Source organism: Paenibacillus shenyangensis, from assembly GCF_000346635.1.
GTDB lineage: Bacteria > Bacillota > Bacilli > Paenibacillales > Paenibacillaceae > Saccharibacillus > Saccharibacillus dauci.
Genome location: NZ_AOIG01000034.1, coordinates 40,308 through 56,173, shown reverse-complemented (window position 1 = coordinate 56,173; position 15,866 = coordinate 40,308). Strand labels below are relative to the sequence as shown.

The 15,866-nt window shown below is 44.4% G+C and carries 16 protein-coding genes and 1 riboswitch; of the genes, 14 read left to right on the top strand and 2 right to left on the bottom strand.

The features are described from left to right. Window positions 1-431 precede the first annotated feature (431 nt). On the bottom strand, window positions 432-737 hold the full coding sequence (locus tag H065_RS28405; protein ID WP_238558019.1) for a hypothetical protein: 306 nt from the start codon (window positions 735-737) through the stop codon (window positions 432-434). 497 nt (window positions 738-1,234) lie between these two features. On the opposite strand from H065_RS28405, the gene H065_RS0123485 reads away from it, so the two are divergent. The 9 genes from H065_RS0123485 (at window position 1,235) to rsmI (ending at window position 9,362) form a co-directional block, all read left to right on the top strand. Continuing rightward, window positions 1,235-2,977, top strand: a complete 1,743-nt coding sequence (locus H065_RS0123485) for an aminotransferase class I/II-fold pyridoxal phosphate-dependent enzyme (RefSeq protein WP_017815554.1) — start codon at window positions 1,235-1,237, stop codon at window positions 2,975-2,977. Window positions 2,978-3,083: 106 nt separating this feature from the next. After that, window positions 3,084-3,773: a dTMP kinase gene (tmk, locus tag H065_RS0123480; RefSeq protein WP_238558018.1), complete on the top strand. Its 690-nt coding sequence runs from the start codon at window positions 3,084-3,086 to the stop codon at window positions 3,771-3,773. Window positions 3,774-3,887: 114 nt separating this feature from the next. Beyond that, window positions 3,888-4,217: a cyclic di-AMP receptor DarA gene (gene darA / locus H065_RS0123475; protein ID WP_017815552.1), complete on the top strand. Its 330-nt coding sequence runs from the start codon at window positions 3,888-3,890 to the stop codon at window positions 4,215-4,217. A 379-nt stretch (window positions 4,218-4,596) separates the two neighbouring features. Continuing rightward, the gene (locus H065_RS0123470) at window positions 4,597-5,040 is read left to right on the top strand and encodes a YaaR family protein (RefSeq protein WP_017815551.1); all 444 of its coding nucleotides are present in this window, start codon (window positions 4,597-4,599) and stop codon (window positions 5,038-5,040) included. A gap of 242 nt (window positions 5,041-5,282) precedes the next feature. After that, window positions 5,283-6,257: a DNA polymerase III subunit delta' gene (holB, locus tag H065_RS0123465; RefSeq protein ID WP_017815550.1), complete on the top strand. Its 975-nt coding sequence runs from the start codon at window positions 5,283-5,285 to the stop codon at window positions 6,255-6,257. 176 nt (window positions 6,258-6,433) lie between these two features. Further along, window positions 6,434-7,234, top strand: coding sequence for a PSP1 domain-containing protein (locus H065_RS0123460; protein WP_017815549.1), 801 nt, complete (start codon window positions 6,434-6,436; stop codon window positions 7,232-7,234). A gap of 31 nt (window positions 7,235-7,265) precedes the next feature. Further along, on the top strand, window positions 7,266-7,643 hold the full coding sequence (yabA, locus tag H065_RS0123455; RefSeq protein ID WP_017815548.1) for a DNA replication initiation control protein YabA: 378 nt from the start codon (window positions 7,266-7,268) through the stop codon (window positions 7,641-7,643). A 67-nt stretch (window positions 7,644-7,710) separates the two neighbouring features. After that, a complete protein-coding gene (locus H065_RS0123450) occupies window positions 7,711-8,463 on the top strand; it encodes a tRNA1(Val) (adenine(37)-N6)-methyltransferase (protein ID WP_017815547.1) in 753 nt (250 codons plus the stop codon). Next, window positions 8,460-9,362: a 16S rRNA (cytidine(1402)-2'-O)-methyltransferase gene (rsmI, locus tag H065_RS0123445; protein ID WP_017815546.1), complete on the top strand. Its 903-nt coding sequence runs from the start codon at window positions 8,460-8,462 to the stop codon at window positions 9,360-9,362. Before H065_RS0123450 ends, rsmI begins: the two co-directional genes overlap by 4 nt. A 264-nt stretch (window positions 9,363-9,626) precedes the next feature. On the opposite strand, the gene H065_RS0123440 is transcribed toward rsmI, so the two are convergent. Next, complete coding sequence (locus H065_RS0123440) at window positions 9,627-9,881, bottom strand: AbrB/MazE/SpoVT family DNA-binding domain-containing protein (RefSeq protein WP_017815545.1); 255 nt, start codon at window positions 9,879-9,881, stop codon at window positions 9,627-9,629. A gap of 332 nt (window positions 9,882-10,213) precedes the next feature. Between H065_RS0123440 and H065_RS0123435 the strand changes: the two genes are divergently transcribed. From H065_RS0123435 to rsmA, 5 genes are all read left to right on the top strand, one after another. Further along, the gene (locus tag H065_RS0123435) at window positions 10,214-11,536 is read left to right on the top strand and encodes an HD domain-containing protein (protein WP_017815544.1); all 1,323 of its coding nucleotides are present in this window, start codon (window positions 10,214-10,216) and stop codon (window positions 11,534-11,536) included. A 49-nt stretch (window positions 11,537-11,585) separates the two neighbouring features. Beyond that, window positions 11,586-12,353, top strand: a complete 768-nt coding sequence (locus H065_RS0123430; RefSeq protein ID WP_017815543.1) for a TatD family hydrolase — start codon at window positions 11,586-11,588, stop codon at window positions 12,351-12,353. 195 nt (window positions 12,354-12,548) lie between these two features. Continuing rightward, window positions 12,549-12,781: riboswitch (cyclic di-AMP (ydaO/yuaA leader) on the top strand. Window positions 12,782-13,095: 314 nt separating this feature from the next. Next, a complete protein-coding gene (locus tag H065_RS0123425) occupies window positions 13,096-14,199 on the top strand; it encodes a resuscitation-promoting factor (protein WP_017815542.1) in 1,104 nt (367 codons plus the stop codon). 176 nt (window positions 14,200-14,375) lie between these two features. After that, a complete protein-coding gene (gene rnmV / locus H065_RS0123420; protein WP_026136410.1) occupies window positions 14,376-14,921 on the top strand; it encodes a ribonuclease M5 in 546 nt (181 codons plus the stop codon). A 4-nt stretch (window positions 14,922-14,925) separates the two neighbouring features. After that, entirely contained in the window at window positions 14,926-15,810 is an 885-nt protein-coding gene (gene rsmA / locus H065_RS0123415) for a 16S rRNA (adenine(1518)-N(6)/adenine(1519)-N(6))-dimethyltransferase RsmA (RefSeq protein ID WP_017815540.1), read from the top strand. Window positions 15,811-15,866 lie beyond the last annotated feature (56 nt).

Genomic DNA, 15,866 nt, shown 5'->3' with positions numbered 1-15,866 from the left:
CACTGGATAGCGTCTTTTTTGTTTGCTTTTGTAAGCTTATATAGACTTTTTGAAGTGTTAGCTATGTATAGAACGGATTTATATATACTAAAATTCTAATTTTATGCAGTATACATTTTACGTTTGAATTACGAGTTAATTGATATCGATCTTCAATCAGATTTTGGCAGCTTTATCGCAATGCTATAAGTTCTACTATTATAGATTTTGTTAGGATAGAAGGTTTAATAATAGAATATTTTATAGCCTCTTCTATAATAAATGACTTTATGACAAGGTATTATTTATTCTGAGATTTTAAAATAACGAAAAACCACGTACGGATTCTCTCTACATAAGAGATAAGAAGTACGTGGTTTTTATATAAGTAAAGGAAATGTCAGTATATTCGAACACATATAGCAACTACTTTTACCGTCGTTTTTTGTTTGTTAACTGATATAGTAGGAAACATCTTCTTTACTAAGTTTGAGCATACCATCTTTGCGCTGTCGTGTGAGTCTTAATAAGATCATCAGACGTGGAATGCACAGCCATAGATGCCATACAATCAGCGAGGCTGAGAAGGATACCGGCAACCACATAAACAACACGGCAGTAAAACAAAGACCGATCCATGTGGTATGTAGCAGTACACGCCGGAATATCATATATCCCATGTATTGATCAGGCAGATAGCCTATCCATGGATACTGGAATTGGAACCGCCATCTTTTACGCAAATGATTTACTGTCATAATAAGTACAGATCGAGATATAACAAATTGTACCCATAGTACGAGAGGGAAAGATAGTATCCAAAAGCCGATACTTTCCCAGGAAAAATAGAACAGTTCTATAATCAATGCGATGATAGGCAGAGATAGATAGCTCCAGAACCATAGCTTGGAGATTGTCCATTTTTTGATAAGTTTATATTGATAGAATGTTGCGTTTTGCTGAGGCTCTGCTGCCATAGGGGAGCAATCCACCTTTCTGCATGTGTTTGGATAGTATTCCATATGTATATCGGTTATCTGCCATTATTTCAATACAGAACTTTAGGCTCAATTCTTGCACAGTGAGTCCCACATGATTGGGATGGAAAATAGAGAAACCAACACAGTCTTAATTGATCAGTATCCAGTGGTAAATGATCAATTAGTATCGTATTCAGCATCACAGGACAATGCCTATTGTTATGATTATAATAAGAATACGCGGTAGCGTACAATAAATTTATGGGAATGACACGATGAATCATAAAAAAAATAAGCCATACCAAATAAAGAGCAAGAATAATACTGCTTTTAATGTAAATAACAGTACTGCGCCTTTGTATGAAAGACTGGTACAATATGCCTCTTCTGGGCAGCGCAGTTTTCATGTACCGGGTCACAAAAATGGCTCAATATATCAAACAGGTGGTATGTCTGAAGCATTAAAGCAAGATATCTGGGAAGCGATACTGAGGATAGATGTTACAGAAATTGAAGGAACCGATGATCTTCATCATCCGGAGGAAGTGATCCTCAAAGGACAGCAGCTGGCTTCAGCATGTTTTGGAGCAGATGAATCACACTGGCTGGTCGGTGGAAGTACATCGGGTAATCTGGCTTTATTACTCACTGTATGTACTCATCCTGGTGATATTGTGATTGTACAGAGAAATGTACACAAGTCTATTATTCATGGACTCATGATGGCAGGCGCAAAAGCTGTCTTTCTAACACCCGATGTAGAGCCACATAGTCAACTGGCCGTTATTCCTGACCTGCAAAGTGTAAAACAAGCACTTAATCAATATCCAGAAGCCAAGGCAGTTATGCTGACCTCCCCCAATTATTATGGAATAGGGATAGATCTGACCGCAATTGCAGCAGAATGCCATATGTATAGTATTCCTTTATTAATAGATGAAGCGCATGGAGCACATTACGGTCATCATTCTAGATTTCCCTCCAATGCGCTGAAGGCAGGAGCCGACGGTGTTGTACAGTCCACGCATAAAATGCTCGCAGCTATGACAATGGGTGCTATGCTGCATATACAAGGACCCTTAATTAATCGTACGCTTTTGAAGCAGCGTCTCACCATGCTGCAAAGCTCCAGCCCTTCTTATCCGATTATGGCTTCGCTTGATCTGAGTCGGTATCTGATTGATCAGTATGGAGAAGAGCTGTTTGCCAAGGGACTGGAAGCAAGAGATCACTTTGTACAAGGAGTAAAGAAGAGCACTCGTTTTGGAGTACTGGAGGTAAGTTACTCTAATACCGAACACATGAAAAGTGTAGAGTCGGCTGAACCCCTTAGTATGAATGGAGATAAACTGGAAGGAAGTAAGGATGAAGTGATCTCCTACTGGACACAGGACCCTTTTAAAGTCGTTATCTACGATCGTATGGATCGTCTTCCGGGAACTCAGCTGCAGAAGATGCTGGAGCAGTATGGATGCTTTCCTGAAATGAGTGATGACCGATACGTGGTACTGGTGTTCAGTCTCGGCTCACAGATGGAAGATACCTTGCAGGCATTACAGGCACTGGAACAAATCGAAGAGCAGCTTGTTAGAAAAGAGGCTCAAGAGCAAATACAGGAGAACCATCGGGATGAAGGCATAGCAGGAAAAGCACTTCTGTATTCACATGGGTATCATGAATCTGATAAGGAAAATCAGTATGAATTGTGCGAAGTGAATCCCCAGAATACCCGCATACCACTACTGTCTGAACCTGTTGAGTTTACGATGACCCCTGTATCCGAGGAACAGATTGAGACTATTCCTTTGGAGGAAGCGAATGGTAGACAAAGTGCGGAAATGATTATTCCATATCCTCCAGGTATCCCTGTACTATATCCAGGTGAATATATTGGTGAACTGGTGCATAGACAGTTAATGCTTGTGCGTAGCCACCCTATAAAAGTACAGGGAGCTGCGGACTCTTCATTACAAACTATTCGGGTCTATATCGCATCGTACGATCAATCAAAAGACTGAAAAACGCATATGATATAATACAAGTATATAAAACATGCATCAGCCTATATGCTGCTGTCATGTTATCAAAAGATGAGGCCAGTAATTGTGATCTGGACCGGTGAACATGGAAAGCAGGAATACAATGAAGCAAAATGGATTGTTTATTGCAATTGAGGGCATGGATGGTAGCGGCAAAACAAGCCAGCTAGAACGGATCAAACAGTATCTGACTGAACAAGATGTTTCTTTTTTATCTACAAGGGAGCCTGGCGGCATCCCGGTATCCGAGCAGATTCGCAATGTGATTCTGAATGTGGACAATCATATGAGCGGTCTCACAGAGTGCCTGCTGTACGCCAGCGCGCGTAGAGAGCATCTGATTCAGAAAGTGATTCCGGCTGTACAGTCAGGTCAGCTGGTCATCTGTGACCGGTATGTTATGTCGTCGCTCGCTTATCAAGGATACGGTCGCGAACTGGGTAAGGCTGTTCTGGATATTAACCGTCTGGCAATTCAGGTCGATCAGCGTGAATACTGGGCAGATGTGAATATTTACATTAATGTCCGTCCGGAAGTAGGACTGAAGCGGATCATGGCCAAGACAAGTGACCGAGAGATCAACCGACTGGATCTGGAAGCGATTGATTTCCACCATCGTGTATATCAGGGCTATACGGAACTGTCAAAACAATATGCCGACCAGTTCATTATGGTTAATGGTGAACAGACTGAAGAAGAGGTGTTTGAAGAGATTAGACAGGTGATCGATCGGCTGATTGCTTCTCAGGCTGGACAAGCAAGTGAGTTAGAATAGAAGAAAGTGGTTACAATATTGGAACCAGGGTTGAAAAAAAGGATTTTGTATAGGTTGTGTCAAATGAGTAATAGAGGAATAAGATGCTAGATTCTGATCGAGGAGGCCATGATAATGAAACTGATTATAGCGATCGTACAAGATAAAGACAGTAACCGTTTATCTGGAGAGCTGGTAAAGGCGAACTTCCGTGCAACCAAGCTGGCAAGTACTGGGGGATTTCTGCGAGCAGGAAATACGACTTTTCTGATCGGGGTAGATGACAGTCAGATTGAAGCAGTTATGGACGTTATCCGTAACAGCTGTAAGATTCGTGAACAACTGGTTACTCCGGTCACACCGATGAGCGGCACAACCGATTCGTATCTGCCACTTCCGGTAGAAGTCCAAGTGGGCGGAGCAACGGTATTTGTACTGCCAGTTGAGCGTTTCGAGCACTTCTAAACTCTTTTATTTCATATTATTCAGTAAAAGTGTAAATTTACGTAATTCCTATGTAACATAGCATGCAATAAATAGTATAATAAATAGAAGGTAAGGATCGGGGACAGTTACTGGCACCGGTCCATCTTCTTTATATGGACGTAAATAAACAGCAGGGATATAAGGTAGTGCTGTAGGATAAACCTGTATAGATGAAATATAAATTTCTTTTTTCCGTTTTGCTATTCTTAAATGGCTGCATTTGAACGATACTGATATATATATCAGTATTTGGCAGACCATTCACACAGGCAATGATTTAGCTTAGGCTAATTACGATAAAAGGATGGTTACGAGCCAGTGTATTCCTATTACAGGTGCAATGGAAAGGAAGAGATTTATGAAAATTAATCCCGGTTACCCGATGATGAAGAGTAACCCTATTATAGCGGATACACCCAACAAGGTTGTTCAACCAAAGAATTTCTCGGATGTGCTGCAGAATCATGGCACGCAGGCTACACATGATGAAGTACAGCGCCAATTCAGAGAGATTCAGATGCAGGGTGAACGTCTGGCCAAATCCATGACACTGCGTGAATTGAAATCCTATCAGATGCTGGTCAAGCGCTTTCTGGAAGATACGGTTCGCCGTGGTATCAAGTTAAAAGAAACGCACAGCTTTGATCGTCGTGGACGCAGCAAGAAATACAAGCTGCTTGATGAAGTAGATGCTGCCTTGATCAGTATGGCAGAAGAACTGCTGAACAGCGAGCAGGGGCGAATCGAGTTGCTGCAGCGAATGGGCGAAATTCGCGGCATGCTGGTTAATTTTCTATACTGATCCATTTCAATATTCGCTGATAAACATGCGTTCATTCTCTATGAAGAAGTGGATGATAGAAGCAAAGCTACCAGGATCAAATGTAATGGACCGCTCATTTGATCACAAAGATGAGCGTGATTCTGGATCTGACCGCATAGATGTAATATCAAGGCAGGACAGGAAGCCTGCAGTTATACGACATGTTAGCCGATACAGGCCATGTTGATGACTGCAGGCTTCGGGTACGGTAAGGAGGAAGTATGTCTTTTCAGGAGATTATTGGACAGGAAATGGCAAAGCGTGTGTTGCAGAACGGATTGCGAAGCCAGAAAATCTCACATGCCTATTTGTTTAACGGACCTGCAGGCAGTGGCCAGTTGAAAATGGCCCGCAGCTTTGCCCAGGCACTGGTATGCATACACCAGGGGGATGAAGGATGCGGAGAATGTATCGAATGCCGCAAAATGGAGCATGGCAATCATCCAGATTTTCATGTGGTGGTACCGGATGGCAACTCGATCAAAATTGAACAGATTCGCGAATTACAGCGAATTTTTTCTTATCGTTCCGAGGTGGGCAACCGCAAAATATATATTATCAAAGATGCCGATAAAATGACGGTACAGGCTTCCAACAGCCTGCTCAAATTTCTGGAAGAGCCGCCTGCGCCAGCGGTTGCGATTCTGCTGACCGAAAATGTACAGTCTATTCTGCCAACTATTCGTTCACGTACACAACCGGTTATGTTTACCGCGCTCGACCCGCAGCAAATGACGCAAATTCTGGCTGATGAGAACTTTCCGATGCCACTTATACGCTGTGCGGTACAGATCGCTTCCGACCCGGATGAATGTCGTGAACTTCTAAGTGAGAATTGGTTTGCAGAAATTAGAAACGTAGTGTTACAATTAGGGAAGGAATCCGCAGGTAGAGGGAGCATAAGCCTTATTACCGCACAGCAGAAGCTGTTCAAGGGCGGACTGGGAGATCATCTGGATCGAATATTTGATCTTTTCCATCTATGGTTCAAAGATATGATCCATATCCAGATCGGCAGAAATGAAAGTATCGTTTTTATAGATCAGTTAGAGTCTCTCTCCAAGGTGGCTCACACCCGCAGCATGCAGCATTGGGTATCCTGTATGGCGCTTGCTGCCGAAAGTAAGAAAATGCTCCGCTCCCATGTGAATGGGCAGCTGTGTATGGAGCAGTTTCTCATAGGGGTAAGTGGCTAAGGTATAGAAGAAACTTCTGTAACTGGACAGGCAGTGTACACATCATGCGCAACACATTACTGGAAGAGCAGCGACTTTTTCAAAACACGCCATGTCCGTGAGAACTAGAAGGGATCTTCTTATCGTTTTTGCAGCAAGTAGTAGGAACGGTATTGGCAAATGAGGAGGCTTATCTTTTGTATAACGTAGTAGGCGTCCGCTTCAAAAAGGCGGGTAAAATATATTACTTTGATCCGCTTGAATTTGCAGTGGATAGCGAACAGCATGTTATTGTCGAGACAGCAAGAGGGATCGAATATGGCAAGGTTGTGATTGGGCGCAAGCAGGTCAATGAGGATGATGTGGTTCTTCCTTTGAAGAAGGTCATTCGGATTGCCGGTAATGAAGATGCTCAGATCGTTGAAGAAAATCGGGTGGCGGCGAAGAATGCATTTGCGACCTGTCTGAAGAAAATCAAAGAACACCAGCTCAAAATGAAGCTGGTCGACGTTGAATATACATTCGACCGTAACAAGATCATCTTTTACTTTACTGCGGAAGGCCGAGTAGATTTTCGGGAATTGGTCAAAGATCTGGCTAGCATTTTCCGTACACGGATCGAGCTCCGGCAAATCGGGGTTCGGGATGAAGCGAAAATGCTGGGAGGGATTGGTCCCTGCGGACGAATCCTGTGTTGTTCTTCCTGGCTGGGTGATTTTGAACCCGTGTCGATCAAAATGGCCAAAGATCAGAGCTTGTCTCTGAACCCGACCAAAATCTCGGGATTGTGCGGCCGTCTGATGTGTTGTCTGAAGTTTGAACATGACAATTATGAAAGTATCAAAGAAGAACTTCCTGCTGTGGGAAAATTTGTCGTCACCTCTTTGGGGGATGGCAAAGTTGTGGGCATCAATGCGAATTCCAGAACTGTGCATGTCCAGATCTTCGATATCAGCAAGGTCAAGGAACTGCCGTTTGATGAGGTGGTTGTGAAGTAAACCGGTCAAAGGCTGCTTTTGAGGTGGAAACTTGGAAAAGAAAAATCTTTTTGAGCATATTCATGAACTGGAGACACAAATGAACCATATGCACGGAGATATGGGAAGATTAAAGCTCGCCGTCAAAGAATTACTGGAGGAAAACCAGCGTCTCACCATTGAGAACGAACAGCTGCGCCGTGTACTCAAAAAAGAAGTACCGCTTGAAGTGAAAGTGGCAGAACCTCAAATCGCCGAGATTTTCAAAGACACGCACAGTCATCCTTATCCGGAAGTAGTTGGAGAAGGATATGATAATCTGGCTCGTCTGTACCATGAAGGATTCCATATCTGTAATGTCTATTATGGACATCTGCGTACAGAAGGCGACTGTCTGTTCTGTCTATCGTTTTTGAATAAATCCGAATAAATTGATCCTATAAGCCGCGGAGTGCATCCGCGGTTTTTATGTAGCTGGAATAAGGAAAGGAATAACCATGAACCAGGAATTTACCGAACCCGGAGAACGGATCGATGATCTGTTAACCAATAATCTCAAAATTATTCAAAGCCGCGAAGTCTTCAGCTTCTCGATGGATGCTGTACTGCTCGCACGCTTCGCCAGCATACCGCCACAGGGACGAATCATGGATCTCTGTACCGGAAATGGGGTTATCCCCCTTTTGCTAAGTACACGAACCCGTGCAGCTATTGAAGGTGTGGAGATTCAGGAGCGTCTGGCCAGTATGGCACGCCGCAGTGTAGCGCTGAATCAGATGGAGGAACGGATTACGATCCGCGAACAGGACCTAAAGGAAATGCCTTTGGCAGGAGAGCATGGCAGTTATGATGCGGTTACCGTGAATCCTCCGTATGCCCAGATGACAGGCAGTGATATCAAGCTGAATATGCATCAGGCAATGGCGCGTCACGAGATTGGATGTACACTTGAAGATGTGGTTCGTACAGCATCCCAGCTGCTACGTACAGGCGGCAAGCTGGCTATGGTACACCGTCCGCATCGTCTGGTGGATATTCTGTCACTGATGCGTACGTATGGAGTAGAGCCAAAACGTGTACGTTATGTGCATCCTCGCGCTCATATGGAAGCCAACATGGTACTGGTCGAGGGACTGCGCGCCGGCAAACCAGAGCTGCGTATCCTACCGCCGCTGATTGTATATAACGAGAATAACGAATATGTACCTGAGATTATGGATATTTATTATGGACAAAAGGAGTCATTATGAGCATACAGATTCAGAAAAGCTTTGTCGCTGGGGATACAGAAAATAAAAATACAATAGAACCCGGTATTCTGTATCTGGTGGCGACGCCGATTGGTAATCTCGAAGATATGACATACCGGGCAGTACGAACCCTGCAGGAGTGCGATATCCTGGCTGCAGAGGATACCCGCCAGACACGCAAACTGCTAAACCACTTTGAGATTACACCGCGCAAGCTGGTCAGCTACCACGAGCATAATAAAAAGGCGAGCGGACCGGAACTGATTCGTCTAATCTGTGAAGGACAGAGCCTAGCTCTGGTTAGTGATGCTGGTCTGCCGGCTATATCGGATCCTGGTCAGGATCTTGTACAGCTGGCGCTGGAGCAGGGAGTACGTGTCGTGCCGATTCCAGGAGCCAATGCTGCACTGTCGGCATTGATTGCGTCCGGATTATCGACAGAACGATTTACGTTTATTGGCTTCCTGCCACGGGATGCCAAAGGACAAGAAGCTATTTTGCAAGGAGCACGTGCTGCGGAGGGAACGCTTTTATTTTATGAATCGCCTCACCGTGTGATCAAGACGCTTAGAGCCATGTTGGAGCATCTTGGCAATCGACCGGTTGTACTGGCCCGGGAATTGACCAAGCGTCATGAGGAATGGCTACGAGGGACGATCGAGGAAGCTCTGCTCTGGCTGGAGGAACATCCGCCGCTAGGAGAATACTGTATTGTACTGCAGGGACAGTCTGCCAGTGAAGCAGAGGCAGAAGCGAATGAGTGGTGGCAACAGATGACGATCGAAGAGCATGTAGAGCATTATGAACAGCGAGAGCAGCTTCCACGCAAGGATGCAATGAAAAAGGCAGCCAAAGATCGCGGCCTCTCCAAAAGAGACGTGTATCAGGCACTACTATAAACGGTATTTTTTATAGTAAAATGGGTAAAAACATTATAATAGTAGAAACTCGAAAAAAAGGGATATTGACGACGTCAAGGTCCCTTTTTCCTATGTAAGTTGGAAGTGGTCACAAAAAGAAAGTATAATGTAATTTAGGATATTCATAGGAGCGTATAAACAAAAAAATACCTTTACCCAGACAGTAACTGCCGGGTAAAGGCCCAAGGAGATATATAAAGGTTAGAATTAATAAGTGTATGGATCTATTATAACCTATTTTATTTATTTTGTCACAGGAACAGGAATTTCTGAAATACATTCGTTACAAACGATTTTACCTTTGAAGTAAGTTACATTTTCAGCATTGCCACAGAAGATACAAGCTGGCTCGTATTTTTTCAACATGATGCGCTCGCCATCTACGTAGATTTCCAGAGCGTCTTTTTCACCAATACCCAGTGTGCGGCGCAATTCGATAGGAATAACAACGCGTCCCAATTCGTCTACTTTTCTTACAATACCAGTTGATTTCATCATACTGATCAATCCTCTCAATTTTGGTTTTATTAGTTTAAGTTGTTTTATTAAGTGTCAGTGTTCGACAAATTTCTATCTTTTATGATATTCATAATACCAACGTTTCCCAAATCAGTCAACCTAAAAATTATATAAAAACGCCTTTTTTAGAGGAAAAACGCAATTTTTTTTTATATAAAGCAGGTTTTGGGCTATATTATTATTATAAAAAGCGTTTGTCGATTTGGAAAATGATTTATTGTATATAACGACACTGTTCGACAATAAAGGCATGATTCTATTTTAACGCATAGAAAATACTGGAATCAAGTTTCGGTGAAGGAGGGCTAAAATTGAAACCTATACAACCTTTGGAAGAAGAAAAAGTATTTAAAGATCCCGTTCATAATTATATTCATGTACAGGACCGTCTGATTTGGACATTGATCAACACGCCCGAATTTCAACGATTGCGGCGGATTCGTCAGCTGGGTACTTCCTATCTGACATTTCATGGTGCCGAGCACAGTCGATTCTCCCACTCTCTCGGTGTGTACGAGATTACAAGACGAATTATCTCTCAGTTCGAACGTGGAGGTTATGAAGACTGGCCAAGTGAAGAGCGGATGGTCGCGCTGTGTGCCGCGCTGCTGCATGATCTGGGACATGGCCCCTTCTCTCATTCCATCGAAGAAGCTTTTGATATGAATCACGAGGAATGGACCTGTCGAATTCTGCTTGGTAACACTGAGATCAACCGGATTCTGGAAGAAGTAGAACCAGGATTCGCCGAGAAGGTTGCAGCAGTCATTCGCAAAGACTACGAAAAAGCGATTGTGGTCAATCTGGTATCCAGTCCCCTGGATGCAGATCGCATGGATTACTTGCTCCGGGATGCCTATTTTACCGGCGTCAATTATGGAACGATTGATATGGATCGGATTATCCGAGTGCTGCGCCCGCATGATGGACGAATTGTCGTCAAGGAATCAGGTATGCATGCAATTGAAGATTATCTGATGTCGAGATACCAGATGTACTGGCAGGTATACTTCCACCCGGTTACCCGGAGCTCGGATATTGTACTGCGGCATATTTTCCAGCGGGCCAAAGAACTTTTTGATCAGGGATATGCTTTCAAATTCCTGCCGCATCCGCTGCCTTCCTTATTTGAAGGAACATTGAATGTAAATGAGTATCTTCTATTGGATGAAGCACTGGTACAAACTACATTTATGCAGTGGACACTGGAGCAGGACGAGATCCTCGCGGATGTATGTTCACGCTTTATGGAACGCAGACTTTATAAATATGTAGAAACAGAATTAATCGACCTTGATATGATCGATGAAATCCGTTCCGAATTTGAGCGAGCCGGGCTTCATCCCCACTACGATCTGGAGATCGATTTCCCGACTGATCTGCCTTATGATGTATTTCGTCCGGGAGATCCCAAAAAAGAGAAACAAATTCTGCTATTGAATCGTCAAAACAAGGTGCAGGAAATCTCGGAAGTGTCTGACGTGGTACGATCCATTAGCGGCATCCATCGTGGTCGTTATCATCTGTACTTTCCACAGGAAAAGCTGGAAAGGGTAAAAAATCAGCTGTCTAAGCAGGTAGCAGATATCTTTGAAGACAAACTTGGTCCTGCACAGATGGAATTCGAAATTTAAGTCTACGGATTAAAAATAGAGTATTAGGGAGTAAAGGAGAGTTAAACATATGTTATTTGATACACATACGCATCTGGATTCCAAAGATTTTGATGAAGATCGCAAAGAAGTCATCGAGCGTGCTTATGCAGAGGGTGTAACGCGGATGGTAAATGTAGGATTTGATCGTGAGACGATTCCGACTACCATGGAACTTGTCGAAGCCTATGATTTCATCTATGCAGCTGTCGGATGGCATCCAGTCGAAGCGATTACGATGCAGCCGGGAGATCTGGAATGGATTGAATCTTTATGCAAACATGAAAAAGTGGTCGCTATCGGCGAAATCGGACTGGATTATCACTGGGATAAATCGCCAAAAGATGTTCAACATCGTGTACTGCGCGAGCAAATTGGTCTGGCACGATCCATTAATATGCCGATCGTTATCCACAATCGTGAAGCCCATGAAGATATTGTACGTATCCTGAGAGAGGAAAAAGCATCTGAAGTCGGCGGCATTATGCACTCGTTTTCGGGCAGCTGGGAGACCGCCAAAATGTGCCTTGATATGGGCTTCCATTTATCGTTTGGCGGGCCGATTACTTTCAAGAATGCGAAGCAGCCCAAAGAGGTGCTTCAACAGGTGCCAATGGACCGGTTGTTACTCGAAACGGACTCCCCTTATTTGACACCTCATCCTTATCGTGGGAAACGAAATGAGTCGGCTCATGTGCGTCTTGTCGCCGAGGCAGCTGCCGAGCTAAAAGGGGTCTCGCTGGAAGAAATTAGTGAAATCACGACGAAAAACGCCCTTACATTATTTGGCATACGGTGAAAAAGGGAGAAAAACCACTGAAAAACCGAGCTATACCGATATATGAATGAATTTTAACGAATAAACGCTAAAATGTTACAAGATTTTAACTACTTTTTAAGAAAAACGGAGTTGCCTATCGCTTTACAGTGGGGTTGAGTTCAGGATATCATTTCATCAGTGATTTAATCTTGTTATTGATAAACGAGATTCCATGATTCGGTCTCGCTGAGTTTCCTACATAGGAGAACGGGGGAACCAACAGCTGCCTTCAGCATTTAAACCAGTAGTAACGGAAGGCAACTTGTCTGATTCCTGATACAGGGTCTATGGGGTGAATTGGGGATACTTGCGCCATGAGCGGAGGACTCTTCAAAGGGCATGAAATACAAGCAGTTCAAAATGTCCGAACCCGACAGCTAACCTCGTAAGCGATGCAGAGGCAACCTCGCATTTTCTAGTGTTTCCCGAATGTTGTAATCGTCGGAAGCCAGGAAGAGTTGCTCTTGCGCTTTTCCATAGGCTTCTTTTTGTTTTGGCCAAAAGGGAAAGCAAGAGTGTATTATTCTGAATTTTGCTGTTCAGAATCAGGAAGCCACTAAGACTGACCATGGCGCAGGTACCTATTACATCATGAAAGATTATCGCAATATGCGGATGATCTTACAGCTTTACAAACGGCCTGCGAAAATTCTTATATAGTCGCGTCATATTGTATTTACGTCACAGCTAGACGGCGAGACTATGAAGGAGGACGGAAGAAGTGGGAATGGCTCCTTTCGAAGAAACCCATGGTTCACGCTCATCCAGCATGTCTTACGCGCTGAGTTGGAAGCAGAAAAATCTACGCTTTGCCTCGTTAACTGCATTGGCGGTCATTGCGGTCATCGTTATGCTGCTCGCTATTCTGTATAATCAGGCAGGCAAAAATATTTATGTTGTCATTGACGGTAAAGCCCAGGAGATGGAAACACGCAAGCTGATGCTTTCCGACATGCTGACAGAACACCAGATTCAACTGGCCCCGCAGGATAAAGTATCCATGCCTCTAAACGGCGCGATCCAGGATGGAGATAAGGTCTATATCAACCATGCGGTAGCAGTAAACATTACGGCTGATGGAGGTACCAAAAAGGTATACACCACTGCCAAGACAGTAGGCAATACACTGGAGCAGGCCGGAATCGATTTGAAGGAACAGGACAAATTGAATCCACCAGTCGAAGCTTCGGTTAAGCAGGACATGGATATCAAAGTAATCCGAACAACTTCATTTGTTACGAAGCAGACAGTCAAGCTTCCGTATGATGTAGTGAAGAAGACCAGCAGTACCATGCTGGAAGGCAAAACCAAGCTGGTCCAATCCGGACAAACGGGTAAAGTGGTCCAGTACATCGAGAAAGTATACGAAGATGGAGAATTCGTCTCCAAACGTATGATTGACAAGAAGACAACAACCGAGGTTCAGGACAAGATTGTAATGGTGGGTACCAAGAAAGAACAACCCAAGCTGCTTGCAGCGAATACATCTGATAGTTCTTCCAAATCGGATAAAGGCTTCTCTTATGCTAAAGTCCTCAACAATGTAACTCTTACCGCCTATTCTTCAGGCGAACCGGGTCTGGGTACCACTACCGCTTCCGGTACAAGAGTAACCGAAGGACGTACGATTGCTGTAGATACCAGTGTAATCCCGATGGGATGGTGGGTATACATTGAAGGTATCGGTTACCGCCGTGCGGAAGATACCGGCAGTGCCATTAACGGCAATAAAATTGATGTGTATATAGACAGTCTGAGTCAGGCCAGAGCATTCGGACGCAAGACAGGTTATACCGTGTATGTGATTGGACCGGTAAAACCTTAGTATAGCGCCAGGATAGCTGTTGCCTGCATCAAAGCAGCTGTTGTATGATATAGTTATTATATTAACCATGAGCGTGAATAGAACCGACAAAAAGAAGAGGATGAATCCTCTTCTTTTTGTTTGTTATACTGGAGACAGATTCATAGATGAACGCAGAAAGGAAGCGTACGGCAAAAGTGATTAAAGAAGTGATTGTGGTAGAAGGCAGAGACGATACCGTAGCCATCAAGCGTGCAGTGGAGGCAGATACGATCGAGACAGGCGGATCAGCAATAGGTCCGGAAGTAATCAGACGCGTAAAGCTGGCACAAGAGCGCAGAGGAGTCATTATTCTGACCGATCCCGATCACGCCGGAGAACGTATACGCAAAATTGTGGCCCAGCAGGTGCCCGGCTGCAAACATGCCTTTATCCCGGAAAGCGAAGCTACACGCAAAGGAGATATCGGGGTCGAGAATGCTTCCCCCGATTCTATTCGTGCAGCTCTCGCGCGAGTGCACACGGAGATGCCATCGGCAGAAACTCTGATCGACTGGGATGATCTGCTTATGACAGGACTCGTCATGCACAAGGATGCATCCGAACGACGTATGAAAATGGGCAACCTGCTTGGAATCGGCTATTGCAACGGCAAACAATTTCATAAGCGACTGCGTATATTCGGCATCACCCGTGAAGAATTTGCCGCAGCACTTTCACAACTGGAATCGGAGGAACAATAAATCAATGAGTGACCAACACGATATCGCTACACCCAGACGAACCAAGGAAATTATTAGCAAGCACGGATTTTCGTTCAAGAAAAGTCTGGGACAGAACTTTCTGATCGATGCAAATATTCTAAATAAAATTGTAGAGGCAGCCGGTCTGACACCGGAACGCGGCGCTCTGGAGATCGGTCCAGGGATCGGAGCGCTCACAGAACGTCTTGCCCAGCAGGCCAAAGCAGTAACAGCTGTCGAGATCGATCAGCGTTTGATCCCGATTCTGAAAGATTCACTGCAGACGTATTCCAATGTGAATGTTCGTCACGGCGATATTCTTAAAGTAGATCTGCATGAGCTGTTCCGTGAAGACTTCGGTAATGTCGATAAAGTCAGTGTGGTGGCCAATCTGCCTTATTACGTGACGACACCAATCCTGATGAAGCTTCTGGAAGAGCGCCTGCCGCTGGATAACATCGTTGTAATGATTCAGAAGGAAGTAGCCCAGCGCATGGCTGCAAAGCCGGGAGGCAAGGAATACGGCAGTCTGAGCATTGCTGTCCAGTATTACTGTGAGCCGGAACTCGTCTGCATTGTGCCCAAAACAGTATTTATTCCCCAGCCCAATGTAGAATCGGCAGTTATTCGTCTCAAGCTGCGCGAACAGCCTGCCGTACAGGTAGAAGACGAACAGCATTTCTTCGAGATTGTGCAGTCTTCTTTTGTGCAGCGCCGCAAGACAATCGCCAATAATCTGAAAACACGCTATTTTGCAGGTGGAGACCGGGAGCAGTTGGAGCAGTTGTTGAACCGTGCAGGGATCGAGCCAACACGACGTGGCGAGACGCTCAGCCTGGAGGAATATGCGGTACTTAGCAGGGTATTTTTGGAAGCAGGCATCCGCTGAAAAAAATCGTTGACAAGATAAATTTCTGACTGCTATAATTTAATGTTCCTTTGACA

What these genes read in the sequence shown, in the direction of transcription:
- rsmA (WP_017815540.1), top strand. Translation starts at nt 14,926, where the DNA reads ATGAGTGACCAACACGATATCGCTACACCCAGACGAACCAAGGAAATT.
- tmk (WP_238558018.1), top strand. Translation starts at nt 3,084, where the DNA reads ATGGAAAGCAGGAATACAATGAAGCAAAATGGATTGTTTATTGCAATT.
- darA (WP_017815552.1), top strand. Translation starts at nt 3,888, where the DNA reads ATGAAACTGATTATAGCGATCGTACAAGATAAAGACAGTAACCGTTTA.
- H065_RS0123450 (WP_017815547.1), top strand. Translation starts at nt 7,711, where the DNA reads ATGAACCAGGAATTTACCGAACCCGGAGAACGGATCGATGATCTGTTA.
- holB (WP_017815550.1), top strand. Translation starts at nt 5,283, where the DNA reads ATGTCTTTTCAGGAGATTATTGGACAGGAAATGGCAAAGCGTGTGTTG.
- H065_RS28405 (WP_238558019.1), bottom strand. Translation starts at nt 737, where the DNA reads ATGACAGTAAATCATTTGCGTAAAAGATGGCGGTTCCAATTCCAGTAT.
- H065_RS0123440 (WP_017815545.1), bottom strand. Translation starts at nt 9,881, where the DNA reads ATGATGAAATCAACTGGTATTGTAAGAAAAGTAGACGAATTGGGACGC.
- H065_RS0123430 (WP_017815543.1), top strand. Translation starts at nt 11,586, where the DNA reads ATGTTATTTGATACACATACGCATCTGGATTCCAAAGATTTTGATGAA.
- rsmI (WP_017815546.1), top strand. Translation starts at nt 8,460, where the DNA reads ATGAGCATACAGATTCAGAAAAGCTTTGTCGCTGGGGATACAGAAAAT.
- H065_RS0123485 (WP_017815554.1), top strand. Translation starts at nt 1,235, where the DNA reads ATGAATCATAAAAAAAATAAGCCATACCAAATAAAGAGCAAGAATAAT.
- H065_RS0123470 (WP_017815551.1), top strand. Translation starts at nt 4,597, where the DNA reads ATGAAAATTAATCCCGGTTACCCGATGATGAAGAGTAACCCTATTATA.